At 73.8% G+C, this 24,054-nt stretch carries 24 protein-coding genes; 9 read left to right on the forward strand and 15 right to left on the reverse strand.

What is annotated here, in order from left to right:
• Nucleotides 1-7 precede the first annotated feature (7 nt).
• Both IE290_RS09355 and IE290_RS09360 read right to left on the reverse strand, forming a co-directional pair.
• The gene (locus IE290_RS09355; RefSeq protein WP_444541887.1) at nt 8-544 is read right to left on the reverse strand and encodes a DUF3558 family protein; all 537 of its coding nucleotides are present in this window, start codon (nt 542-544) and stop codon (nt 8-10) included.
• Nucleotides 537-887 (reverse strand): hypothetical protein, encoded by a 351-nt coding sequence (locus IE290_RS09360; RefSeq protein ID WP_094005917.1) that lies wholly within the window; start codon nt 885-887, stop codon nt 537-539. The genes IE290_RS09355 and IE290_RS09360 overlap by 8 nt, the downstream gene beginning before the upstream one ends.
• Before the next feature lie 245 nt (nt 888-1,132).
• Between IE290_RS09360 and IE290_RS09365 the strand changes: the two genes are divergently transcribed.
• The 3 genes from IE290_RS09365 to IE290_RS09375 all read left to right on the forward strand — a co-directional run bounded on the left by IE290_RS09365 (nt 1,133) and on the right by IE290_RS09375 (nt 6,542).
• Complete coding sequence (locus IE290_RS09365) at nt 1,133-2,221, forward strand: AAA family ATPase (protein ID WP_191244158.1); 1,089 nt, start codon at nt 1,133-1,135, stop codon at nt 2,219-2,221.
• A gap of 6 nt (nt 2,222-2,227) precedes the next feature.
• Nucleotides 2,228-3,502 (forward strand): DUF58 domain-containing protein, encoded by a 1,275-nt coding sequence (locus tag IE290_RS09370; protein WP_191244159.1) that lies wholly within the window; start codon nt 2,228-2,230, stop codon nt 3,500-3,502.
• Between the two features lie 544 nt (nt 3,503-4,046).
• Nucleotides 4,047-6,542 (forward strand): transglutaminase TgpA family protein, encoded by a 2,496-nt coding sequence (locus IE290_RS09375; protein ID WP_191244160.1) that lies wholly within the window; start codon nt 4,047-4,049, stop codon nt 6,540-6,542.
• 217 nt (nt 6,543-6,759) lie between these two features.
• Here the strand turns inward: IE290_RS09375 and IE290_RS09380 are convergent, their stop codons facing one another.
• Together IE290_RS09380 and IE290_RS09385 are read right to left on the reverse strand one after the other, a co-directional pair.
• Nucleotides 6,760-8,223 carry an alpha-amylase family glycosyl hydrolase gene (locus tag IE290_RS09380; protein WP_191244161.1) on the reverse strand — a complete coding sequence of 488 codons (1,464 nt, stop codon included), beginning with the start codon at nt 8,221-8,223 and terminating at the stop codon, nt 6,760-6,762.
• Complete coding sequence (locus IE290_RS09385) at nt 8,220-9,359, reverse strand: MFS transporter (protein ID WP_191244162.1); 1,140 nt, start codon at nt 9,357-9,359, stop codon at nt 8,220-8,222. Before IE290_RS09385 ends, IE290_RS09380 begins: the two co-directional genes overlap by 4 nt.
• A gap of 30 nt (nt 9,360-9,389) precedes the next feature.
• Here IE290_RS09385 and IE290_RS09390 point away from each other — a divergent pair, with 30 nt between their 5' ends.
• Entirely contained in the window at nt 9,390-10,433 is a 1,044-nt protein-coding gene (locus IE290_RS09390; RefSeq protein ID WP_229874353.1) for a LacI family DNA-binding transcriptional regulator, read from the forward strand.
• Between the two features lie 230 nt (nt 10,434-10,663).
• Here IE290_RS09390 and IE290_RS09395 read toward each other — a convergent pair whose 3' ends face one another.
• The 3 genes from IE290_RS09395 to IE290_RS09405 form a co-directional block, all read right to left on the reverse strand.
• A complete protein-coding gene (locus IE290_RS09395; protein WP_191244163.1) occupies nt 10,664-11,047 on the reverse strand; it encodes an SCO2097 family morphological protein in 384 nt (127 codons plus the stop codon).
• 224 nt (nt 11,048-11,271) lie between these two features.
• Nucleotides 11,272-12,531, reverse strand: coding sequence for a DNA polymerase IV (gene dinB / locus IE290_RS09400; RefSeq protein WP_191244164.1), 1,260 nt, complete (start codon nt 12,529-12,531; stop codon nt 11,272-11,274).
• 37 nt (nt 12,532-12,568) lie between these two features.
• Nucleotides 12,569-13,309: a methyltransferase domain-containing protein gene (locus IE290_RS09405; RefSeq protein ID WP_191244165.1), complete on the reverse strand. Its 741-nt coding sequence runs from the start codon at nt 13,307-13,309 to the stop codon at nt 12,569-12,571.
• 63 nt (nt 13,310-13,372) lie between these two features.
• On the opposite strand from IE290_RS09405, the gene IE290_RS09410 reads away from it, so the two are divergent.
• Together IE290_RS09410 and IE290_RS09415 are read left to right on the forward strand one after the other, a co-directional pair.
• Entirely contained in the window at nt 13,373-14,257 is an 885-nt protein-coding gene (locus IE290_RS09410) for a ParA family protein (protein WP_191244166.1), read from the forward strand.
• A complete protein-coding gene (locus tag IE290_RS09415; protein ID WP_191244167.1) occupies nt 14,244-15,083 on the forward strand; it encodes a DNA-formamidopyrimidine glycosylase family protein in 840 nt (279 codons plus the stop codon). The genes IE290_RS09410 and IE290_RS09415 overlap by 14 nt, the downstream gene beginning before the upstream one ends.
• On the opposite strand, the gene IE290_RS09420 is transcribed toward IE290_RS09415, so the two are convergent.
• Together IE290_RS09420 and IE290_RS09425 are read right to left on the reverse strand one after the other, a co-directional pair.
• Nucleotides 15,047-15,505: a hypothetical protein gene (locus IE290_RS09420; protein ID WP_191244168.1), complete on the reverse strand. Its 459-nt coding sequence runs from the start codon at nt 15,503-15,505 to the stop codon at nt 15,047-15,049. The genes IE290_RS09415 and IE290_RS09420 overlap by 37 nt on opposite strands.
• Nucleotides 15,495-16,070: a hypothetical protein gene (locus IE290_RS09425; protein WP_191244169.1), complete on the reverse strand. Its 576-nt coding sequence runs from the start codon at nt 16,068-16,070 to the stop codon at nt 15,495-15,497. The genes IE290_RS09420 and IE290_RS09425 overlap by 11 nt, the downstream gene beginning before the upstream one ends.
• A 464-nt stretch (nt 16,071-16,534) precedes the next feature.
• Between IE290_RS09425 and IE290_RS09430 the strand changes: the two genes are divergently transcribed.
• Complete coding sequence (locus IE290_RS09430) at nt 16,535-17,092, forward strand: GNAT family N-acetyltransferase (RefSeq protein WP_191244170.1); 558 nt, start codon at nt 16,535-16,537, stop codon at nt 17,090-17,092.
• A gap of 14 nt (nt 17,093-17,106) precedes the next feature.
• A complete protein-coding gene (locus IE290_RS09435; RefSeq protein WP_229874354.1) occupies nt 17,107-18,198 on the forward strand; it encodes a quinone-dependent dihydroorotate dehydrogenase in 1,092 nt (363 codons plus the stop codon).
• Between the two features lie 174 nt (nt 18,199-18,372).
• Here the strand turns inward: IE290_RS09435 and pspM are convergent, their stop codons facing one another.
• The 6 genes from pspM to rimO all read right to left on the reverse strand — a co-directional run bounded on the left by pspM (nt 18,373) and on the right by rimO (nt 23,431).
• Nucleotides 18,373-19,275, reverse strand: coding sequence for a phage shock envelope stress response protein PspM (gene pspM, locus IE290_RS09440; protein WP_191244172.1), 903 nt, complete (start codon nt 19,273-19,275; stop codon nt 18,373-18,375).
• A gap of 10 nt (nt 19,276-19,285) precedes the next feature.
• Nucleotides 19,286-20,122: a phage shock protein PspA gene (pspA, locus tag IE290_RS09445; protein WP_191244173.1), complete on the reverse strand. Its 837-nt coding sequence runs from the start codon at nt 20,120-20,122 to the stop codon at nt 19,286-19,288.
• A 255-nt stretch (nt 20,123-20,377) separates the two neighbouring features.
• On the reverse strand, nt 20,378-20,827 hold the full coding sequence (locus tag IE290_RS09450) for a helix-turn-helix domain-containing protein (RefSeq protein WP_191244174.1): 450 nt from the start codon (nt 20,825-20,827) through the stop codon (nt 20,378-20,380).
• Nucleotides 20,828-20,922: 95 nt separating this feature from the next.
• Nucleotides 20,923-21,387, reverse strand: coding sequence for a CinA family protein (locus tag IE290_RS09455; protein ID WP_191244175.1), 465 nt, complete (start codon nt 21,385-21,387; stop codon nt 20,923-20,925).
• Entirely contained in the window at nt 21,384-22,013 is a 630-nt protein-coding gene (gene pgsA, locus IE290_RS09460; RefSeq protein WP_191244176.1) for a CDP-diacylglycerol--glycerol-3-phosphate 3-phosphatidyltransferase, read from the reverse strand. The genes IE290_RS09455 and pgsA overlap by 4 nt, the downstream gene beginning before the upstream one ends.
• Nucleotides 22,010-23,431, reverse strand: coding sequence for a 30S ribosomal protein S12 methylthiotransferase RimO (rimO, locus tag IE290_RS09465; RefSeq protein ID WP_191244177.1), 1,422 nt, complete (start codon nt 23,429-23,431; stop codon nt 22,010-22,012). Before rimO ends, pgsA begins: the two co-directional genes overlap by 4 nt.
• 80 nt (nt 23,432-23,511) lie before the next feature.
• Here rimO and IE290_RS09470 point away from each other — a divergent pair, with 80 nt between their 5' ends.
• Entirely contained in the window at nt 23,512-24,024 is a 513-nt protein-coding gene (locus IE290_RS09470; RefSeq protein WP_191244178.1) for an amino-acid N-acetyltransferase, read from the forward strand.
• Nucleotides 24,025-24,054: the final 30 nt, after the last annotated feature.

A 24,054-nucleotide genomic window follows, 5' to 3' on the forward strand; every position in this document is an offset into this window, starting at 1 on the left:
CGGCTCCTCAGGGCAGTTTCGGCTCGATCAGCCGGGCCACGGTGTCCGCCCGCTCGCACGCGAGCGGCGTGTCCGCGAAACCCGTGTTGGTCACGTCCACCTGCACGCTGGCCTCCTGGCCGACGCCGAGCAGGACCGCGCACGTGCCGTCCCCGGCGCGGCGGTCGGACACCCGGAAGCCCTTGTGCGCACCCACGGTCACGCGCTTGCCGGTGCCCTTGTCGATCTCCAGCGACGCCAGCGGCGCGTCCTCGGCGAGCGTGACGGTGACGCCGAAGGTGCCCGGCTCGGTCCAGTCGCAGGCTCGTGCGGTGCCGATGGTCTTCTCCTCGCCCAGCGAGGTCAGCCCGGCGGTGGAGCGGTCGGTCGTGGACAGCAGCTCGCACGGCTTCAGCCCCGCCAGACCGGCAGGCGGCGCGCTGGGCGAGGCCGAGGCGGGGCTGGACGGGACCGGCGCCGCGGGCCGCGAAGCCGGCTGCCCGCACGCGGTGAGCAGCGCGCCGGCGGCGAGCACCAGGACCGCACCGCGCATCCGCTCAGCCACCGCTGCAGTCGACGCCCTCGGCGGCGTCGTCGTCGCTGTCGGAGTACCGCTTCAGCGCGCGGCGGATGTTCGTCTTCAGCGTCTCCAGCTCCTGGCCGAACCGGATCAGCGAGTCGGCCGCCGAACCGGGACCGCCCAGGCCGTAGCGGGCCATGAACTCGCCGACCTCGCCGGCGTACCCGCCGCCCAGCGGCACGGTGCGGCCCAGCACCCGGGCCTCCCGCACCATCTCGCCGACGACGTCCTGGAGCTGACTGATCTGCTGATAGGCCCCGGCCGCCAGCTCGGGCGAGACCGCGAACGCCCCCGCGTTCACGTTCAGGCCACTGTGCGTGTCGGTCATCGGTTCTGTTCGCACCTCTCGGTAGCCGACCGGTTCCAGACCGCAGCATAGCGTCCGAATCGAATTCAGGGTTCTTCGACCGACTTGGCCGGGGTTTGACACACTGGATGCCAGGCTGGGTGCCGGGGCGGGCCACCGCGCAGCACCCGTCCCCGGCTGTGAGATCCTTCCGCGCCGCGGCGCGGTCAGGCGGGCCGCACCCGTGTTCCGGTTTTGAAAAATGGGCTTCGGCACCAGGAGGTCGAGTGACGTCGAGGACACAGCCTGCATCGTCCGGGGAGTTCACCGGCGAGCAGGCGCCCGGGCAAGCGCCGTACCACCCGTCCGGTGCGAGCCCGGCACACGGCCTGCCGATCAGCCACAACGGCCACGGTGAGCTGCACGAGACCATGCGCCGCATCGCGGGCAACGTCGAGCGGGTGCTCGTCGGCAAACCCGAGGTGGTGCGCGTCGCGCTGGTGACGCTGCTGGCCGAGGGCCACCTGCTGGTCGAGGACGTGCCGGGCGTCGGCAAGACGTCGCTGGCCAAGGCGCTGGCCCGGTCGATCGACTGCACGGTCAGCCGCATCCAGTTCACGCCCGACCTGCTGCCCAGCGACGTCACCGGCGTGTCCATCTACAACCGGCAGACCGGCGGGTTCGAGTTCCGGCCCGGCCCGGTGTTCGCCAACATCGTGGTGGGCGACGAGATCAACCGCGCGTCGCCGAAGACCCAGTCGGCGCTGCTGGAGTGCATGGAGGAGAAGCAGGTCACGGTCGACACCACGACCTACCGCCTGGACGACCCCTTCATGGTCATCGCCACGCAGAACCCGATCGAGATGGAGGGCACCTACGCCCTGCCCGAGGCGCAGCGCGACCGGTTCACCGCGCGTGTGTCGATCGGCTACCCGGACCAGCAGGCCGAGCTGGCCATGGTCGACGAGCACTCCGGCCACGACCCGCTGGCCGACCTGCAGCCGGTGTCCGACGCGGCCACCCTCAACCGGCTGATCCAGCAGGTCCGCACGGTGCACATCGCGCCGGAGGTGCGCAAGTACGCCGTCGACCTGGTCGCCGCGACGCGCCAGGTGCCGGAGATCCGGCTGGGCGCCTCGCCGCGGGCCACGCTGCAGCTGGTCCGTTCGGCGCGCGCCCAGGCCGCGCTGTCCGGCCGCGACTTCGTCGTCCCGGACGACCTGCACGCGGTCGCCGTCCCGGTGCTCGCGCACCGGCTGGTGCTGACCACCGAGGCGCACGCGGCCCGCCGCTCCGCCACCGACGTGGTCCGCGCGGTGCTGCACCGGGTGCCGGTGCCCCAGGGCGGTCACCCGCAGACCGCCGGCCGCCGGTAGCCGGCCGTGTTCCGCTCGCTGTCCGGGCTGACCACGCGGGGGCGGTGCCTGCTCGCCGCCGGGGTGGCGGCCGCGGTGTGCGCGGTGGTGCTCAACGAGCGCGACCTGCTGCGGGTCGCGGTGTTCGTGGTGGCGCTGCCGCTGCTGATCGCCCTGTTCATCGCGGCGTCGCGGGTGCGCATCGGCGCGTCCCGCAAGCTGCTGCCCGAGCGCGTCTCGGCCGGGTCGGCGGGCGAGGTGGAGCTGGCGCTGTGGCGCGACGGCAAGCTGCCCGCCGGTGAGGTCCTGCTCGAGGACGGGGTGCCCTACGCGCTGGGGTCGCGGCCGCGCTTCGTCGTGGAGCGCCTGCCGCACGGCCGCGTCATCGCGCTGCGCTACCCGATCCAGCCGATGATGCGCGGGATCCAGCAGGTCGGCCCGCTGCGTGCGACGCTGACCGACCCGTTCGGGCTGTGCGAGTTCGACCGCGAGCTGATCGCGCATTCGCGGCTGGTCGTGGTGCCGAAGGTGGTGTCCCTGTGGGGGCTGCCCAGCGGCGCCGGGATCGGCGCGGGCGACGACGGCAGCGTCCGGCTGCACGCCGGCCAGGGCGAGACCGACGTGGTGGTGCGGCAGTACCGGCAGGGCGACGACCTGCGCAAGGTGCACTGGCGCTCGACCGCGCGGCGCGACGAGATCATGGTGCGGGTCGAGGAGCGGCCGTGGCGCGGCGGGACGACCGTCCTGCTCGACCACCGGGCCGCGGCGCACCACGGCACCGGGCCGGCCGCGAGCCTGGAGTGGGCGATCTCGTTCGCCGCGAGCGTGTGCGTGCACGTGCGGCGGGCCGGGCACCGCGTCCGGCTGGTCACCGAGCACGGCAAACCGCTGGCCGACGTGCCCGGCGACGGCGGCGAGGGCTACGACAACGTGCTGCTCGACGCGCTGGCCGCGCTGCAGCCGGCGCACCAGCGCGACCTGACGACGGGTCATGATCCGGCCGAGGGGCAGGAGCTGATCGCGATCCTGGGGACGGTGTCGAACCAGGCGGTGACGGAGCTGGCGCGGTTCCGGCCGCGGGGCATCCGGAGCTTGGCGGTGCTGCTGGACACCCCGGCGTGGTCCGGGGGCGTGAGCGCGCCGGAACATCGCGCGGCGGCGACGGAGGAGTCGGCGGCGCTGCTGCGGGCGGCCGGCTGGGGCGTCGTGGTGGCCGGCCCGAACAGCCCGATGCCCCAGGTCTGGGGCGATTTGTGCCGCACCGCCGCGGGGCGGGGCACCCTCATCGGGGGCGCGCTGTGAACGGGCGCGACCGTCTGACGGCGGGCAGCGCATCGGTCCACGGCCGCTCCGCGGCGGGCTCGCGCCGGTTCACGCTTGGTGAGCCCACCGCGCGCCACGCCACCAGCGGCGCTACCGCGGACCCGCGCCCCGCCACGGCGGAGCGGCGCCACGTGGCGGGCTGGCTCACCGCGCGCCACGCCACCGCCCGGCGAGACAGCACCACGGACCCGCGCCCAGCCGCGACGACCACCGCCGCGCAGCGGCGTCACCGGGCAGGCCCGCGCCACTTCGCGCCCGGTCAGCCCATCGCGTTCCACGCGACCACCGGCACCGCCACCCAGCGAACCGCCGCCCCGTTCCACGCCACGGCGACCACCACCCGCCCCGCCGCTGAAATCACCACCCGCCCCGCCGCTGAGCCCAACCCGGCCCCGCGCGGACCACACCACCTTCGCCCGCCCGCGCGCCACGCCATCGCGCGCGCCGCGGGCGCCAAGGGCACCCTGTGCACCGCGGGCATCACGGGCCCCGCGGCCGGCCACCTGAACTCCGGGGGATCGCAGTGACCACGCTGACCGGCCGTCCGCCGCGTCCCGAGCAGCAGCCCGACGCCCCGCCGCCGGGGCGGCCGGAGCTGCACCGCCCCACGCAGCGCGTCGTGGAGCCGCCGCCGCAGTGGCGGGGCTCGATCCTCGCGCCGATCGCCGCCGGGCTCGCCACCCTGTGCGCCTCCACCTCGCTGACCGGCGTCGTCGGCGGGGCCGGCTGGCTCGGGTACGTCACGGTGGCCGTCGTGCTCGTCGCCGCCACCGGGCTCGCCCTGCGGACCATCCGCACGCCGACCGCGGTCGTCGGGCTGGCCCAGCTCGTCGTGCTGTTGCTGTTGATCACCGGCGTGTTCACCAGCAGCGGCATCCTCGGCGTGATCCCCGGCCCGGCCGCGTTCAGCGAGATCAACGGCGTCCTCACCGCGGCGTTCGAGCAGATCCGCACCGGCCTGCCGCCGGTCGAGGCGACCCCGCCGATCCTGTGCCTGGTGACCATCGCGATCGGCCTGGTCGCGGTGCTCGTGGACACCCTCGCCGTCGCCGCCTCCGCGCCCGCCGCCACCGGTCTGGTGCTGCTGTGCGTCTACGCGGTGCCCGCCTCGCTGGCCGACGACATGCTCCCGTGGTGGACGTTCCTGCTCGGCGCGGCGGCCTTCGCGGGCCTGCTCGCCGTCGACGGCAACCACCGCCACCGCCGCTGGCGCAACCGCGACTCCGGCCTCGGCAACGCACCGGCCGCCGCGTCCGCACCGGTGGCCGTGGTCGCGGTCGCCGTGGTCCTGGGCCTGGTCGCGGGCACCGCGATCACCGCGGTCGGCACCGTCGGGCGCCTGCCCGGCAGCGGCCGCAGCGGCGCCGGCGCCGGGTCCGGCGGGCTGGGCGTCAACCCGTTCACCTCGCTGCGCGGCATGCTCGACCAGGGCAACACGGTCGACCTGTTCCGCGTCCGCGGCCTGGGCAACGACAAGCGCCTGCTGCGCGCGTTCACGCTCGACACCTACCGCCCCAACCGCGGCTGGAGCCTGCCGGACGGCCCGATGCCGGCCGGTTTCCCGGCCAACCAGCCGCTGCCCGCCGCGCCCGGTGACGACGGCGCCGGCGAGGCCCGCCAGATCCAGATCGAGCCGCTGAACTGGGTCGACGTGTGGATGCCGGTGTACGGGCAGCTGCGCGGCCTGCAGGGCGTGTCGCAGGGCTGGTACTACGACCCGACCAGCGGCGCGGTGTTCAGCGAGCGCAAGCAGCGCATCCCGGCCTACGTGGAGACCGCGTCCCTGGCCGAGCCGACGAAGGAACAGCTGAAGTCGGCCAGCACCCGCGGCGGCGACATCCCGGCGAGCTACAGCCAGATCACCGGTGTCGACCCGCGCGTGGTCAGCCTCGCCCGGGACCTCGCGGCGGGCGCGGCCACCGACTTCGACCGGGCAAGCGCGATCTGGCGGTACTTCAGCGCCGAGAACGGGTTCACCTACGACACGGAGACGGCCGCCGCGACCGACAGCGACGCCCTGGCCGACTTCCTGCTCAACGGCAAGCGCGGCTTCTGCGAGCAGTTCGCCTCCGCGATGGCCGTGATGCTGCGGGTGCTGAACATCCCGTCCCGGGTGGCGGTCGGGTTCACCTCCGGCTACGCCGACGGCGACTCGCGCATGATCACCTCGCAGGACGCGCACGCGTGGGTCGAGGTGTACTTCGACGACCTGGGCTGGGTCAGCTTCGACCCGACCCCGCGCTCCGACGGCCGCGGCTACGTCCCGCCGTACCTGCAGTCCGGCGCCACCTCCAGCGGGTCCTCGGACTCGGAGGAGCAGGACGTGCCGAGCGTGTCCACCACGCGGGTCGCGCCCACCGGGGCCCCCGAGACGCAGGGCAGCGCCGCCAACCCGGGTGGCACGCAGGCCGCGCCGGCCGGTTCGGCGCCGGGCTGGACCGGGTGGATCGCGCTGGTGCTGGTGCTGATCGCGCTGGCCCTGACCGCCGGCGCGTTCGTCGCGATCCGCAAGTTCCGCGGGCGGACGGCGTCCTGGCTGCCGCTGGCCGCGGCCGGGGCGTGGCTGGTCGCCGTGGTGCTCACCGCGTGGCTGGTGCACTGGGTGCTGGCCCTGGTGCTGTTCCTGCTCGCGGTGGCGGGGCTGACCCCGGCGGTGCTGCGGGAGATCCAGCGGCGGCGGCGCCTCACCGCGATCACGGCGCACCGGCCGGGCGCGGCGGACGCGGCGTGGGCTGAGCTGATGGACGAGTGCGCCGACCGCGGCGTCCCGATCCCACCGAGCGACACCGTGCGGGCGGCGGCGCAGAAGATGGCGGTGCAGCACAACCTGGACGACGCCGGGAAGGCCGACCTGCGCACGGTGATCACCGAGGTGGAGCGCTCGTGGTACTCCCCCAGCCAGTCCACGGACGCCGATTTCGCGACCGCGTTCGAGGGGCTGCGCCGGAGCCTGCAGCGCAACGCGCCGATGTCCTGGCGCGGGCGGCTGTTCCCGCGCTCGGTCTTCCGCCGGCGCTAGCGCGCGTGATTTGACAGGTTGTCGATCGTCGGGGCAGTCGGGTGATGGGGGTGGCCTGCCCGTGCGGGCAGGGCTGCCAGGCGGTAGGCCCGTGTTCGGCGATCCGGGCCGCCCGACATCGCGCCACCATCAGCTGCGGGGCATACACGCACTCCGCCCGGAGGCCCTCCCCACAACCAACCCAGCACGCCGTCCACAACCTCACGAGTCGCGACTGCTAGCCGACGTCGAACACGGCGCCGGCGCCCGGGCCGAGCACGTCACCACCGCCGTCCGTCGAGACCAGCACCCGCCCGCCGAACCCGAGTGCGCGTGGCGTGTCGCTGAAGTTCAGGGCCACCAGGGTGCGTTCGCCGTCCGCCACGCGCTGGTAGGCGAGCACGCCGGGCGGCGCGTCCAGGAACTCCTGGCTGCCGTGGCGCAGTGAGGGCCGGGCGCGCCGCAGCGCCAGCAGCGCGCGGTACAGCGCCAGCATCGACCCCTGGTCCCGCCGCTCCACGGCCACGTTGAGGTGCTCGGCCGTGTCGCCGACCGGCAGCCACGGCTCGCCGGTGGTGAACCCGGCGCCGGGGCCGGCCACGGACGGCGGCGCCCACGGCATCGGGGTGCGCTGCGGGTCGCGGCCGTTGCGATCGGTGCCCGCCCCGGGCGGCAACGCGGTGTCCGGCAGGCCCAGCTCCTCACCCTGGTACAGGAACGGCGTGCCGCGCAGGGTCAGCAGCAGCACCGCCGCCAGGCGCGCCCCGGCCGCGGACCAGCGGCTCGCGATCCGGGGCTCGTCGTGGTTGTTCAGGAACCACGCGGGCCACACGTCCGGCCCGGCCAGGTCCAGGAACTCCTCGACGGTGCGCCGGATCGCCGCGGCATCGCACGGCACCCGGGCGAACACGAAGTTGTGCGCCAGGTGCAGCTCCCCGGGCGCGAGGTAGGGCAGGATCCGGCGCTGGTCGAACTCCCACACCTCCCCGATCACCGCCACGTCCGGGTAGGAGTCGGCGACCGCGCGGACCTCGCGCAGGTACGCGTGCAGCGTCGGCCAGTCCTGTTGCCGCGACGGCTCGCCGGGCACGTTGTCGCGCAACGCCGGGTCCTTGCCGAGACGGTTGATCGAGTCGAGCCGCACCCCGTCCACACCGCGGTCCAGCCAGAACCGCAGCACGTCCAGCTGCGCGGCGCGCACCGCCGGGTTTGTCCAGTCCAGGTCGGGCTGCTGCGGCAGGTGCGAGTGCAGGTACCAGCGCCCCGCTTCGGGATGCCACGTCCAGGCTGGGCTGCCCGGCGGGAACCCGGCGAGCCAGTTGTTCGGGGGCCTGGTCCCGTCCCGCCACACGTAGAAGTCCGGGCGCGTGGTGAACCACGGGTGCCGGTCGCTGGTGTGGCCGAGCACGATGTCCAGGATCACCCGCAGACCGTGCTCGTGCGCGGCGGTGATCAGGGCGTCGGCGTCGGCATCGGTGCCGAAGACCGGGTCGACGGCGGTGTGGTCGCTGATGTCGTAGCCGAAGTCGAGCATCGGCGACCGGAAGAACGGCGAGATCCACAGCGCGTCCACGCCGAGCCACCGCAGGTACGGCAGCCGTTCGAGGATGCCCGGCAGGTCGCCGATGCCGTCGCCGTCGCTGTCGGCGAAGCTGCGCGGGTAGACCTGGTAAATCACCGCGTCCTGCCACCACGGCCTCATGACGCTCCCCGGAACGCGGCGGACCGGCGGACGACCAGCGTGGCGGCCAGCCCGCACCCCGCCGCCAGCGCCACCGCGGCGGGCAGGGCGCCGTGGTCGAGGGCGGCGCCGCCGACCGCGGCACCGGTGGCGATGCCGATCTGGAAGGCGACGATGTAGACCGCGGACGCCAGGTCCGGCTGGCCGGCCACGCGCAGGACCGCGGCCTGCAGCACCACGGCCATCCCGCCGGCCGGCACGGCCCACAGCACGACCGCCGCACCAGCGAGCACGCCGGAACCCGGGATCAGCAGCACGAGCATGCACACCGCGAGCCCGCCGGTGACGACCACGGCGGTGGCGCGCGGATGGCTGTCCACCCGCCGCCCGATCAGGACCAGGCCGAGCAGGCCGGCCGCGCCGTGCGCGAACAGCAGGCCGGACGTCGCCGCCCCGGTGAGGTGGACGGACCGGGCGATGATCGCGGTGATGTAGGTGAAGGCGGCGAAGTGCCCGGTCACCACGATCAGCGTGGCGAGGTTGACGGGGAGCAGGGCCCGGTTCAGCGATCCGCGGCGCGGCGCCGGCGGTCCGGCCGGGGTGGGTTCGACCGTCGCGCGGATCGCCACCGCCGCCAGCGCGGCGGCGCCGGCCACCGCGAGGACAGTGGGCCGCCAGCCGATCGTCTCGCCGAGCCACGAGCTCAGCGGGAGCCCGAAGAGGAACGCCAGCGAGTTGCCCGCGAAGACCACCGCGGTGGCGCGGCCGGCCCGCTGCGGTCCGAGCAGGCGGGCGGCCATCGGCGCGACCACCGACCAGAACACCCCGTGCCCGGCCGCCGCGACCAGCCGGGCGACCACCGCGACGGCGTATCCGGGCGCGAGCGCCAGCAGCAGGTTCGACACCGCGATCGCCGCGACCGTGACGAGCGCGGCCGTGCGGCGGTCCCAGCGGGCCGTCAGCGCGACCAGCGGGACGACCGAGACCGCGACCACGATCGCGTACCCGGTCATCAGCAGCCCGATGGCCGAACCGGACACGTCGAACCCGGCCGCGAACTGCGGCAGCAGGGCGACCGGCAGGTTCTCCGAGGTCACGGACACGAAGCAGGCGGCGCTGAGCGCTCCGAGCGCGACACCCGTCTTGTGGATGCGCATTGTGTAACGATACACAGATAGGGTGTGGGCATGTCCAGCCCGGGATCGCCCCGCGTCACGATGGCCGAGGTGGCGCGCCGCAGCGGTGTCTCGCCGATGACCGTGTCGTACTGCTACAACCAGCCGGACCGGGTCGCTCCGGAGACGTTGCGGCGGGTCCGCGCGGTGGCCGCCGAGCTGGGCTACCGGGGGCCGGACCCGACCGCGCGGTCGCTGCGCCGCCGCCGCACCGGCACGATCGGCGTGGTGCTCGGCGAGCACCTCGCCTACGCCTTCGAGGACCCGCAGGCTCGCAGCTTCCTCACGGGGGTCGCCGAGGTCTGCCGCGAGCGCGGGACCGGGCTGAACCTGATTCCGACCACCGGGGCGGACACCGACGTCGAGCGCGTGACGTCGGCGTCGGTGGACGGCTACATCGTCTGGACCACCGCCGACGACGACCCGGTGCTGCCCGTGGTGACCGGTCTGGGCAAGCCGGTCGCGGTGCACGGCGGCCCGGCCGCGCCCGGCGCGCGGGTGGTGACGATCGACAACCGGGCCTCGGCGCGTGACCTGGCCGCCCGCACGTTCGCCGGGGCGGCGCGGCCCGCGGTGCTGAGCTTCCCGTTCGGCCGGGACCGCAGGGCGCGGCTGGTGACCGGGCCGGCCCCCGACGGCGTGGAGTTCCCGGTGACGCGGGAACGGCTACGCGGCATCGCAGAGTATTGCCAGGACGCGGGTCTCGACTGGCGAGAGCTGCCGGTGGCGGTGGTGGCCCGCAACGACCGCGCCGCAGCGGCGGAGATGGCCGACGCCCTGCTGGACACCGGGGCGGACGCGGTGGTGGCGATGAGCGACCAGCTGGCGTTCGCCGTCCTGGACGCCGCCCGCCGCCGGGGCCTGCGGGTGCCGGGGGACCTCGCGGTCGCCGGCTGGGACGACGACCCGGACGCGGAATCGGCGGGGCTCACCACGATCGCCCAGTCCCTGCGCGACCAGGGCCGGAGCTGCGCGCTGATCGCCCTCGGCGCCGACGCCCCGGTCGAGACTTCCTGGTCGGTGGTCGTCCGCGCCAGCACGCGTCACGAGGCATGAGCTTGAGACCCCCGCACGGCGGCTTCGGCGACCACGGCCCGCGCCCCAGCGCGGTTCACCCGCCGGCGGGCAGCCTCCCGTGCGGGCGCCTCGTCAGCCGCTTCCGGACCGGCCGTTGCCGCGGGCGGCAGCGCCGTGCCACTGGCGCCGCTGACCGGCCGCGGTCGGCTGAGGGGCCCATGCGAAAGTGCCTACGCCCGCACTGGACGTAGGCACTTCGCGGAGAAGAACTACTGCTCTTCGAAGCGCTGGCGGAAACGCTCTTCCATCCGCTGCGTGAACGAACTCTTCGCCTTGACGGGCTTGCCACCGCTCTGCGTGCCGTCGCCCCCGCCACGGCCGGAGAACAACGCGAGCATCGCGCCCGCGAACATCACGACGAAACCGAACACGCTCATCAACGGCACGTCGGCGACCCACAGGGCCCGCACCATCACACCCAGTACGAGCAGGGCGACACCGACGACGAACAGCGCGATCCCCTGGATTCGGCGGCGGCGGGCGGGCCGGCGGAACCGGGCACCGCGCACCGTAGACGCGAACTTGGGGTCCTCGGCATAGAGCTCGCGCTCGATCTGGTCGAGCAGCCGCTGCTCATGCTCGGAGAGTGGCATCTTTCCTCCTCCGGCACAGCTGTCGCGGGCGCCGGGCCGCGCAACGTCCTGGACCCAACAGACACCCCTAGTGGTGTCACCCTCCAGGATACGAGTCCTTCGCGATCAGGACTACCCGATCCCACTCCAACCTGTGCCCCGTTTGGCTCAAATCTCCCCGCCGTCCTGGGCGCTGGTGTTCTTGCTGGGGTGTCGCCGCCCCTCTGCTCAACGTTTCACGCGCCTCAGGGTTCCCCCCGAGCCGGGTCGGGGTTGGACACGATCAGTGACGCCGGCCGGACCGCCGCCGCGCCGAACTTCGACCGCGCCACGTCCGCCGCCACCTCCGCGTCCCGCCACCGCGGCGCGGGCTGGTCGAAGGTCAGCTGCTCCGGCTCGGCCTCCCCGGTCAGCCCCTCCACCCGCACTCCGAGCAGGCGGACATCGGCCCCGGCGACCGCCTCCGCCAGCAGCGCGACCGCCGTCGAGTGGATCACCCGGGCCACGTCGGTGGCCGCGGGCAGCGTCCGCGCCCGGGTGATCGTGCGGAAGTCGGCGAACCGCACCTTGATCGACACCGTGCGCCCGCGCAGCCCCCGCCGCCGCAGGCTCTCCGCGACCCGCTCGGACAGCCGCAGCAGCTCGCGCTCGAGCACCCGCGGGTCACGCTGGTCGGTGTCGAAGGTGTGCTCGGCGCCCAGCGACTTCTCCGGCGAATCGACCACCACGCCGCGCTCGTCGCGCCCGTGCGCCAGCGCGTGCAGGTGCTCGGCCGCGGCGTTGCCGACCGCCTTGCGCAACCGCGGCAGCGGCGCCGCCGCGATGTCGGCGATCGTGGACAACCCGAGCCGGCGCAGGCTCTCCTCGGTCTTCTTCCCGACGCCCCACAGCGCGGAGATCGGCAGCGGGTGCAGGAACTCCAGGATCCGCCCGGCGGGCACCACGACCACCCCGTCCGGCTTCGCCATGCCCGAGGCCAGCTTCGCCACGAACTTCACCGGCGCCACCCCGACCGAGCAGGTGATGCCGTGCTCCGCCCGGACCCGGCGGCGGATCAGCTCGGCGATGCCCGCCGGCGTCTCCCCCAGCCGCCGCAGGGCGCCGCTGACGTCCAGGAACGCCTCGTCCAGGCTCAGCGGCTCCACCAGCGGCGTCAGCTCCCGGAAGATCGCCATCACGCCCTTCGACACCTCGCCGTAGAGCCCGTGCGTCGGCGGCAGGAACACCCCGTGCGGGCACAGCCGGCGCGCCACCGCGACCGGCATCGCCGCCCGCACGCCGTACTCGCGCGCCGGGTAGTTCGCCGACGTCACCACCGACCGCGGGCCCGCGCCCGCGACGATCACCGGCTTGTCCACCAGCTCCGGCCGCGTGCGCAGCTCCACGGCCGCGAAGAACGCGTCCATGTCGACGTGCAGCAGACCGCAGCCGGTGTCGTCCGGTGTGTGCCCCGCGCTCACCCGGAACCGCTCGTACCCGGCCGGCAGGGCCGCATTCCTACCCATCGCGCACGAGCCTACGCAGGGGGTCCGACAGTTCCGGTCAGAGGCGGGCGAGCACGTGCAGGCGGCTGGCGAGGTCGCGCAGCGGCGGGATCGCGCCCGCGGCGGCCTCGAAGTCGGCGAGGTCGTCGGCGGTGTACTGCTCCGACTCGACCTCACCCAGCACGTCCGACACGACCCCGTCGCCCTGGATGAGCTCCACCCGCAGCCCCGCGCCGGCCAGCAGGCCGCGCAGGCCGTCGGCGTCGAAGCGGCGCAGCAGCGTCTCCCCGTCGTCCGCGAGCACCCCGTCGGAGCTGGTCAGCAGCGCGTGCGCCTCGCGCACCCGGCCGGCCAGGGCGCGGTGCAGCGCGGCCGCGTGCCGGTTGGCGACCAGCACCGACACCGCGCCGCCCGGCGCCACGATCCCGGCCAGCGCGGCGGCCACCGCGGCCGGGTCGTCGACCACCTCGAGCAGGCCGTGCGCCAGCACCAGGTCGGCCGAACCGGCCGGGATCCGCGCGGCGAGCGCGTCGGTGTCGTCGGCCACGACGGTGATCGCCCCGCCGACGCCGGCCTCCTCGGCGCGCCGCCGCAGGGTCGCCAGCGCGTTCGGGCTCGGCTCGACCACGGTCACCCGGCAGCCCTCGGCGGCCAGCGGCACCGCCCACACCCCGCTGCCGCCGCCGACGTCGACGACGGCCGGCTCGTCAGTGCCTCGTTCCCGCGCCCGGTCGAGCTCGGCCCGCAGTGCCCGCCAGACCGTGCCGGAGCCGCGTGCTGTCCCGGTGTCCGTTCGCATGGCGGACAGCGTAGTGAGCCCGGTCCGGGCGCTCGCCGTGGCACTCCGGCTACGCTCGACCCCGTGCACACGGTCGCCGTACTGAGCCTCAAGGGTGGTGTCGGCAAAACGACGGTCGCGCTGGGCATCGCTTCGGCTGCGCTCCGTAGGGGCGCGCGCACGCTGGTGGCCGATCTGGACCCGCAGGGCAACGCCACCGCCACCCTCGACCCGCCCTACACCGACGCCACGCTGGCCGACGTGCTCGCCACCCCGGTCCGCGACGTGCTGCGGCAGGCGGTCGCGCCGAGCGCGTGGAGCCCCGAGGTGGACGTGCTGGTCGGGGCGGAGGAGCTGGAGCTGCTCAACGAGCCGGGGCCGGAGGACGACCAGGTCGGCAACCTCTCCCGCGCGCTGGACGAGCTGCACGAGCGCCCGCTGCGAGGCCGCCCCTACGAACTGGCGATCCTGGACTGCCCGCCCTCGCTCGGGCGGCTGACCAAGTCGGCCCTGGTGGCCGCGGACAGCGCGATCCTGGTGACCGAGCCGACGATGTACGCGGTCAGCGGCGCCCAGCGCGCGCTGGAGGCGATCGAGCGGATCCGCGACGAGCTCAACCCCGGCCTCAAGGCGGCCGGTGTGCTGGTGAACCGGCTGCGGCCGCGCTCGCACGAGCACCAGTTCCGCATCGCCGAGCTGCGCGAGTCCTTCGGCGGCCTGGTGATGCCGACCGCGATCCCGGACCGGCTCGCCGTGCAGCAGGCGCAGGGCGCGTGCAGCCCGATCCACGACTGGCACTCCCCCGGCGCCCAGGAGGTCGCGCTGACCTTCAACATGGTGCTGGCCAAGATCCTGCGCTCCAACCGCGCCGGACGGCACCGCATCGACCGGGACGTGGCCGAAACCCCGGCCGAGAGCACCGGCCCGGTGCCCCGGATCGCCCGGACCGCGGACGATGCCCGAAGGTGACACCGTCTTCCTGGCCGGCCGGACGGTCGAGAAGGCTCTCGCCGGCCGGGTGCTGACGCGCACCGACTTCCGGCATCCCGCGCTGGCCACGACCGACATGACCGGCGCCACGGTGCTCGGGGTGCGGACGGTGGGCAAGCACCTGTTCTTCCGCTTCTCACCGGACCTGAGCCTGCACAGCCACCTCAAGATGGACGGCTCGTGGGAGATCACCCGGCCCGGCTCCCGCTGGCGGCACCCGGCGCACCACGCGCGCGTCGTGCTCGAAGCCGGCGGCGTGCAGGTCGTCGGGTTCCGCGTGCACGACCTGGAACTGCTGCCCACCGCGGAGGAATCCCGCCTGGTCGGCCACCTCGGTCCGGACCTGCTCGATCCACAGTGGAGCGACGAGCACGAGGACCGCGCGGTGGCGGCGCTGGCGCGCGAGCCCGGCCGGGAGCTCGGGCTCGCGCTGCTCGACCAGCGCGTGATGGCGGGCGTGGGCAACCTCTACAAGTGCGAGATCTGCTTCCTGCTCGGCGTCACCCCGTGGACCCCGGTCTCCGAAGTGGACGGTCGCAAGGCGGTGCGGCTGGCGCGGAAGCTGTTGCTGGCCAACGCCTGGCGGCACGAGCAGAGCACCACCGGCGACCTCGCCCGCGGCCGCCGGAACTGGGTGTACGAGCGAACCAGGCAGGGCTGCTTCCGGTGCGGGAGCCGGCTCCGGGTCGAGGACCAGGGCCGCGACCCCCGCGACGTGCAAGCCCGCCCCACCTGGTTCTGCCCGCGCTGCCAGCGCGGGCCCGCGCCTCAGCCGCGCAGCAGCTCGTTGAAGAACGTGCGGTAGCGCCGCAGCGCCAGCCGCAGGTCCTCGGTGGCGGCCTCACCGCGCTGCCACTGCGACTCCAGTTCGTGCTTGTGGTCGGCGAAGGTCGAGGCGAGGGCCCGCATCACCTCGGCCACCAGCTGGTCGGCGTCCCGCAGTGTCGCTTGTGGATCGTCGACGAACGAGGTCTGCACCTCGCGCCAGCGGTCCCGGAACTCGCTGACCTGCTCGGGCCGGAACAGCTCGACGCGCTCCTCGCCCTCGTCCAGACGGGCCTGCGCGGGCACCGACTCCTCCGGCACGCCCTGGGTGGCCGCGGCTTCGGCGGGCATGGTGCGCCCGGCGGGCTGTTCGGCCATCGGCTGCGCGGGCTGCTCGCCACCGCGCGGTGCGACGAGGTCGTCGGTGGACAGGCCGTCGGCGGTGCGGTCCTCAGCGCGCATGGTGACGGTCTCCCTCCTGCCGCGGCCGGACGTCGGCGTCGCCGAGCAGGTCCTCGAACACCTGCCGGTAGTGGACCATCGCCTTGCGCAGGTCCTCGGTGGACGCCTCGGTCTTCTGGTGGCCCTCGGTGATCTCGTGCGCGCGCCGGTAGTGCTCGAGCGTGTTCGCGTGCTCGACGGACAGGTCCCGGTGCTGCTGCTCGTACCCCTCGGTCGGGTAGCCGCGCTCGCCCATCAGCGAGGTGAGCAGGCGGTCGGCCTCCAGGATGGCCGCGCCGGGCCGGTCGACGAACTGCTGCTGCACCAGCGACCACTGCTGGCGGTAGCGCTGGCGGGTGGAATCCGGCAGCGGCCGGATGTCCAGCTGACTGTGCCGCTTCTCCCGCTCGGCCAGGTCCCGTTCGGCGGCCCGCTTGCTCCTGCCACCCTCGACGGCCCGGTCGTACTCGGGCCCGAACCGCTCCTGCAGGCGTTTGCGCCGCATCCCGGCGCGGGCCAGCAGCGCCGCCCCGGCGATCACCACCACGGCGACGACGACGATCAGAACGACCACGGACGTGGACATCGCACACTCTCCCGTTGCTGCGAACCAGCCCCCCGGTCACCCGATCGGGTACACCTACGCGGGCGGGCCGAAACCCGGCGGCCCGCCGTGGATCGATCCAGCGGACGGCGTGGAAATTCCCGGCGGCGCCCGTTCCGGCGGGTGAGAACGGCCACGCCGGCCGGCCCGGAAATCCAGTTGCCGCAGGGGCACCGGCGCGCCTAGCGTTGCTGGTACACGGGAAAGGAGGTGGTCCAAAGTTGTGTAGCAACGGGACTCGTGAGGTGGCTGTCCGCTAGCGGATGCCACACCCTGGACTGCTGGTGAATACCAGACAGCCACCGCCCCCCGGCGTTTCCGAGCACTGGTCCGGCTCGGGCCCGAACGGCTGACGACGGTCAGGAGTCGCGCCGGGGGTTCCCCCCAATCCCCTAATCCGGCGGAAAAGCCCCCGAAGATCGTCCGGGGCGCGCTATTCTTCGCCGGTGCTGCAGCCCGCGTACCCGATGAAGACCGCACGGCTGATCCTCCGCCCGTTCACCAAGGCGGACCTCAACGCGCTGCACTCCTTCCAGTCCCGCCCGGACGTCACGCGGTACCTCTACTGGGAACCGCGCACGCGGGCCGAGACCGCCGCCGTCCTCGAGGACAAGATCGCCCGCTCGACGCTGACCGAGCCCGGCGAGTACCTCGCGATCGCCGTCGAGCTGATCGACACCGGTGAGCTGATCGGCGACCTCACGCTGTGGTGGACCAGCCGGGAGCACGCCAGCGGCGAGATCGGGGTGGTCTTCCACCCCCGCCACCACGGCAAGGGCTACGCCGCCGAGGCGGCCGGCGAGCTGTTCCGGCTCGGCTTCGAAGACCTGGGCCTGCACCGCATCTACGGCCGCTGCGACAGCCGCAACGTGGCCTCGGCGTCCCTGATGGAGGGACTGGGCATGCGACGCGAGGCGCACCTGCGGGAGAACGAGCTGGTCAAGGGTGAATGGACCGACGAGCTCGTCTACGCCATGCTGTCGTCGGAGTGGAAACGGCGCTGAGCGAAGATGGGACCGTGCTCTTCGACAGGCTGATCCGTCCCACGCTCTACCGGCTCAACGACAACGACCCCGAGAAGGTGCACGAACGCACCCTCGGCGTCCTCTCGCGGCTGTCCGACGTCCCGCCCGCGCTGGCCGCGCTGCGGCGCCGGTTCGCCGTCTCCGACCCGGTGACGTTGTTCGGGCTGCGGTTCGCCAACCGGGTCGGGCTCGCCGCCGGGATGGACAAGGACGGGCGCGCACTGGCCGCGTGGCCCGCGCTCGGGTTCGGCTTCGTCGAGGTGGGCACCGTCACGCGGCTGGCGCAGCCGGGCAACCCGAAGCCGCGGCTGTTCACGCTGCCGCACAGCGACGCGGTGATCAACCGCATGGGGTTCAACAACTCCGGCGCGGCCGCGCTCGCGCAGCGCCTGGCCGCCAAGGGGAAGCCGGACATCCCGCTGGGCGTGTCGATCGGCAAGTCCAAGGTGACTCCGCTCGAGGAGGCGGTCGCCGACTACCAGGAGTCGCTGCGGGCGCTGTACCCGTGGGCGGACTACTTCGCGATCAACGTCAGCTCGCCCAACACGCCGGGGCTGCGGGCGCTGCAGGACCGGGAGGCGCTGGCCGAGCTGCTCGCCGAGCTGGGCCGCACCGGTGAGGAGCTGGCCGCGGCGGCCGGGAAGCCGGCGACGCCGCTGCTGGTCAAGGTGGCGCCCGACCTGACCGACGACGCGCTCGCCGAGCTGCTCGAGGTGTGCGACGAGCACGGAGTGTCCGGGATCATCGCGACCAACACGACGCTGGGCCGGGACGGCCTCACCGCCGACGAGGCCCCGGTGGGTGCGGAGACCGGCGGGCTGTCCGGGCGCCCGCTGACCGAGCGGGCGCGCGAGGTGGTGCGGTTCGTGCACCGGCACACCGAGGGCACGGTGCCGATCATCGGCGTAGGAGGAATCTCCACCGGCGACGACGCGCGCCGGATGCTGGACGCGGGGGCGAGCCTGATCCAGCTCTACACCGGGTTCGCCCTGCACGGGCCCGGTTTGGTGCGCACGATCAACCGCGCCCTGGCGGATGCGCGATCGGAGGAGACGGCTGGCGGGGCCGGTTCCCGGACCGCGTAACCGTCGGCCGGAGTCCACACTGTCCGACCGGGCTCCAGGCGCGGCGGATCCGTCGCATCAGGACAGTTCCCGCAGCGCGGGCTCCCGGACCGGACCTCCGTGATCCCAGCCGCGCTTGGCGCATCGGGAACGGCCGCCAGTGTGGAAGTCTCCCCACCTAGCGTGGGACAGGCGTCAGGAGGACAGTTCGCGGAGGGCCAGGGCGAGTCCGGCCAGCCGGTCGGTCGCGTCGGTCAGGAACAGGCGCGAGTCGGCCAGGCCGTGGCTGCTCGCGGCGACCGCGCGGCCCGCCGCGGCCACCAGGGCTCCGAAGCTCTCCACCCCGTCGTCCAGCTGCTCGCGCAGCGTCGCGATCGCCGAGTCCAGCGCGGCCCGCTCGCCGGCCGGGGCCGCGTCGCGCGCTCGCTCGATCGACTGGATCCGCAGGGCCAGCGCCCGCAGCGCCGCCGCGGCGTCCGCGGCCGTCGACCGCGCGTCGGCCACCGAGTACTCCGGCACCGGCGCCGTGCCCAGCGCCGACGGCTCCGACAGCTGCCGCAGCAGGTCGGCCAGCGTCGACTCGCACTGCGCGAGCCGCTGCATCGGGGCGCGCGCCGCGGAGCCGGACGGCGGCAGCGGCGGCGGGGTCGTGCTGGCCGGCAGCACGATCCGGTTCAGCTGCCGCAGCCGCAGCGCCGAGCGCACCGACAACGTCGTGAACACGACCGCCCCGAAGATCCCCGGCGCGGCCTCGGCCACCCCACCGGCCCCGGCGAGCCCGAGCCAGCCGATCACGGCGTACAGCACGAACAGCACCGCCGCCATGATCCACAGCGTCAGCGCCCGCGAGGTCCGCTGCTTGCGCCGCGCCAGCTTCGCCTCGGGCGAATTCCACGCGACCCACTTCGCGCGGGCCTCGTTGAGCACCGGCATCGCCTGCGAGACGACCTTCGGCCGCGTCACCGCACCGGAAGAGCCCTGCTCGGGCATGTACCGCTGCAGCTTCTGCTGCGCGCGCTGCGCGTAGTCGGGCAGGCGCTCGATGTGCTTTTCCAGTTTCGCCTGGAACTGCGAGAAGTCCCGCCTGCCCGACGCCATCGCTACCCGCTCAGGCCTGGTTCTTCTGCTGCTCGGCCTGGACGCGCGACTCGATCTCGCGCTGGATGTCCGCCGCCGGGGCCGCCGCCTTCTCACCGGAGCCGGAGGTGACCTGCGCGACCGACTCGCCGCGCATGGACGCCCGGATCTGCTCCAGCCGCGAGCTGCCCGCCATCTGCGTGGTGGCCTGCTGCACCTCGAGCATGCGGCCCTGCACCGAGTTCTGCGCCAGCTCGGCCTGGCCCAGCGCGGTGGTGTAGCGCTTCTCGATTTTGTCCCGCACCTCTTCCAGCGACGGGGTGTTGCCCGGCGCCGCGAGCTGCGACATCTGGTTGAGCGAGGCCGACACCTGCTCCTGCATCTTGGCCTGCTCCAGCTGCGAGAGCAGCTTGGTGCGCTCGGCCAGCTTCTGCTGCAGCATCGCCGAGTTGCGCTCGACCGCCTGCTTCGCCTGCGCGGCGGCCTGCAGGGCCTGGTCGTGCAGCGTCTTGAGGTCCTCGATGCTCTGCTCGGCCGTGACCAGCTGGGTGGCGAACGACTCCGCGGCCACCTCGTACTGCTGGGCCTTCTGCTCGTCCCCCTTGCCCCGCGCCTCGTCCGCCAGCACCAGCGCCTGGCGCGCCGACGCCTGCAGCTTCTCGACCTCGGCGAGCTGGCGGTTGAGCTTCATCTCCAGCTGCCGCTGGTTACCGATCACCGCGGCGGCCTGCTGGGAGAGCGCCTGGTGGTTGCGCTGCGCCTCCTCGATGGCCTGCTGGATCTGCACCTTCGGGTCGGCGTGCTCGTCGATCTTCGACGAGAACGACGCCATGAGGTACTTCCAGAACTTCACGAAAGGGTTGGCCATCTCCTCCGCCTGCCTTCTAGATCCCTGCCTGGGTGTCGCCGATGGTCGCCCGGCGCCACTCTCCCCTGTCTGAGCAACGCCGCGACCCCGGAGTGGGTTCCATCGTGTCAGGTCGCGCCCGTGTGTTCCAGGCGACCCCGGGGGATTTCAGGGACGACCCTGACCCGCCTCCCCTGGCCCGGACGCACGAAGGCCACCGCCGGGGCGCGGATCGCCCGGACGGTGGCCTCGTGTGGTTGTCTGCTCAGCTGGTGATCAGGCGGCGACCATCTTCGGCGCGCGGATGGTGGTGCGCAGCGACGGCCCGACCCGCTGGCCGGAGACCCGCAGGTCCGGCAGGTCGTTGCCGATCATGCCGTCGATGAGGCGGCCACCTTCGAGCCGGCCCGTCGCGGCGGGCGACTCGCCCGTCTTGCGCGCGCGGCCCTCGCCCTCGGCGGTCTCGGCCATCGTGGGCACGTCCACGCTCTCCAGCGCCGAGATGTCGGCGGCGACGTTGCTCAGCAGCTCGGCGAGCGGCAGCTCGAGCGCCTCGCAGATGGACGCCAGCAGCTCGCTGGACGCCTCCTTCTGCCCGCGCTCCACCTCGGACAGGTAGCCGAGGCTGACCTTGGCGGCGCGGGAGATGTCGCGCAACGTGCGACGCTTGTTGGTGCGGGCATGCCGGAGCCGGTCGCCGATCGCCTCGCGCAGGAGCACGGTCATCGCGCGCCTCCCTTCCTGATACCGACCACGTTACCCAGTTCGAGCGCCTCCTCGCAGCGATTGACACGGGGGTACGCCCAGGGCGAACGCCCCGATCAAGTGAGATGTTCCCCCAGCAGGTCCAGCGCGGCCGTCACCGAGGCCCGCCGCACGGCGGCCCGGTCGCCCTCGAACCAGTGCGTCCGCACCTCCCGGCCGCCCGGCCCGGCCAGGCCGATGTGCACGGTGCCGGGTGCGACGCCGTCCTGCGGGTCCGGCCCGGCCACCCCGGTCAGGCCCAGGCCCCAGTCGGCCCCGCAGCGCTCCCGCGCGCCCTCCGCGAGCTGCGCCGCGACCTCCGGGTGCACCGCGCCGTGCGCGGCCAGCAGCGCCGGGTCGACGCCCGCGAGCTTCGCCTTGAGGTCGGTGGCGTAGACCACGAGGCCGCCGCGCACGACCGCGCTGGAGCCGGGCACCTCGGTCAGGGTCGCGGTGACCAGGCCGGCGGTCAGCGACTCCGCCGCGGCCACGGTCTGCCGCAGGCGCAGCAGCGCGGCCACCACCGGGCGCGCCGAGGTCATGCCCGGGCCGCCGCGCGCAGCCGCACCGCGCGCACCACGTAGTCCGCGCCGGTGACGACGGTGAGCACCACCGCCAGGCCCATCAGCGCCCACTGCACCGGCAGCGCGCCGTCCGGCAGCGGCAGCAGGTAGGTCACGATCGCCAGGATCTGGGTCATCGTCTTGGCCTTGCCGCCGCGGCTGGCCGGGATGACGCCGTGCCGGATGACCCAGAACCGCAGCAGGGTCACGCCGATCTCACGGACGGCGATCACGATGGTCACCCACCAGGGCAGCTCACCGAGCAGGCTCAGGCCCACCAGCGCGGCGCCGATCAGCGCCTTGTCGGCGATCGGGTCGGCGATCTTGCCGAAGTCGGTGATCAGCCCGTAGCGGCGCGCGACCCAGCCGTCCACCTGGTCGGTCAGCGACGCGATGGCGAACAGCACGGTCGCGCCGATCCGCCACCCGGTGTCCTCGCCGCCGCCGGCGAACAGCGCCAGCACGAACAGCGGGACCAGGACCAGCCGGGACAGCGTGAGCAGGTTCGCGACGTTGAGTGTGGGCACCGGGGTCGGCTCGGGCTCGCGGTGCGGCGGGCGGGCCTCCCCGCCCGCCTGGGCCGACTCCTCCGCCGCGGCGCTCATCTGCCGGCGTCCGGCTCGACGAGCAGGTCGACGCCCTCGGAGCCGACGACCCGGCAGCGCACCATCTGGCCGACCTCGAGCCCCTCGCCGCCGAGCACCACGCAGGCGCCGTCGACCTCGGGGGCCTGGTGCGCGGCGCGGCCGGACACCTCCTCGGCGTCGGCCTCCTCGACCAGCACGTCGACGATCTCGCCGACGCGGTCCTCGGCGCGCTGCGCGGTCAGCTCCTCGACCAGCGCGGACACCCGCGCGACGCGCTCGGCGACCACCTCCGGGTCGATCTTGCCGTCGTAGGTCTCGGCCTCGGTGCCGTCCTCGTCGGAGTAGCCGAACACGCCGACCGCGTCCAGGCCGGCCTCGGTGAGGAAGTGCTCCAGCTCGGCGACGTCGTCCTCGGTCTCCCCGGGGAAGCCGACGATCACGTTGCTGCGGATGCCGGCCTGCGGCGCGTACTCGCGGATCTGCTGGATCAGCGCGAGGAAGGACTTGGTGGAGCCGAACCGGCGCATCCGGCGCAGCACGGTCTCGCTGGAGTGCTGGAAGGACATGTCGAAGTAGGGCGCCACGCCCGGGGTGGTCGCGATGGCGCGGACCAGGTCCGGGCGCGTCTCGGCCGGCTGCAGGTAGGACACGCGGACCCGCTCGATGCCCTCGATGACGGCCAGGCGCGGCAGCAGCCGCTCCAGGGCGCGGGTGCCGCCCAGGTCACGGCCCAGGTCCTTGCCGTAGGAGGTGGAGTTCTCGCTGACCAGGAACAGCTCCTTGACGCCCTGGCCGGCCAGCCACGCGGCCTCGGCGACGATCTCGTCCGGGTGGCGGGAGACGAACGAGCCGCGGAAGGACGGGATCGCGCAGAACGAGCAGCGGCGGTCGCAGCCGGAGGCGATCTTCAGCGCCGCCACCGGCGAGTCGGACAGCCGGCTGCGCAGCACCCGCGGGCCCCAGCCGTGGCCGGGGATGGAGACGTCCTCGGTGGCCGCGGCGCGCTCGACCGGGGTGATCGGGAGCAGCTTGCGGCGGTCGCCCGGGGTGTGCGAGGCGATGGTGCGCCCGGCCGCGACGTCGTCCAGGCGGGCGGCGAGGTCGTTGTAGTGGTCGAAGCCGAGGACCGCGTGGGCCTCCGGCAGGCTCTCGGCCAGCTCGGCGCCGTAGCGCTCGGCCATGCAGCCGACCGCGACGACCTTCGCGCCGGTGTCGGCGGCGGCCAGCAGCGTGTCGACCGAGTCCTTCTTCGCCGACTCCACGAACCCGCAGGTGTTCACGACGATCACGTCGCTGCCCTCGGGGTCGTCGGCCAGCTGCCAACCCCCTTCGGCGAGCCGGCCGGCCAGCTCCTCGGAGTCCACCTCGTTGCGGGCGCAGCCCAGGGTCAGCAGGGAGACACGACGGCCGGAGGACTCGGTGGCGGCAGAAGACACGACACTCAGGGTAGCTGGCGCGCGCGGGCGTGGCCGAACCCACCGCGACAGGCCCGCCCCCGCCCCGATACGGTCGATCGGTGCACGGTGATCCTTCCAGTTCCGTCGAGATCCGGCGGGCCCGGATCTCGGACGTCCGCAAGATCAAGGCGTTGGTGGACGCGGACGCGGGGCGCGTGCTCCTGGAGAAGGAGCTCGTCACCCTGTACGAGGACATGCAGGAGTTCTGGGTCGCGGACCGGGACGGGGAAATCCTGGGCTGCGGCGCGCTGCACGTGCTGTGGGAGGACATGGCCGAGATCCGCACGGTCGCGGTCGACAAGCGGATGCGCGGGCAGGGCATCGGGCACCGGCTGGTCGCGCAGCTGATCACGCTGGCGCGGGAACTGGGGCTGCGGCGGATCTTCGTGCTCACCTTCGAGACGAGCTTCTTCGCGCGGCACGGCTTCACCGAGATCGACGGCACGCCGGTGCCGAGCTCGGTGTACGAGGAGATGCGCCGCTCGGTCGACCCGGGCGTGGCCGAGTTCCTCGAACTCCCCTACGCGAAGCCGAACACGCTCGGCAACACCCGGATGCTCCTGGAGTTGTAGGCGCTGCACCCAGTTGTATGCGTTGGGCCC

This window comes from Amycolatopsis deserti (genome assembly GCF_014653945.1).
In the GTDB taxonomy this organism is placed as follows: domain Bacteria; phylum Actinomycetota; class Actinomycetes; order Mycobacteriales; family Pseudonocardiaceae; genus Amycolatopsis_E; species Amycolatopsis_E deserti.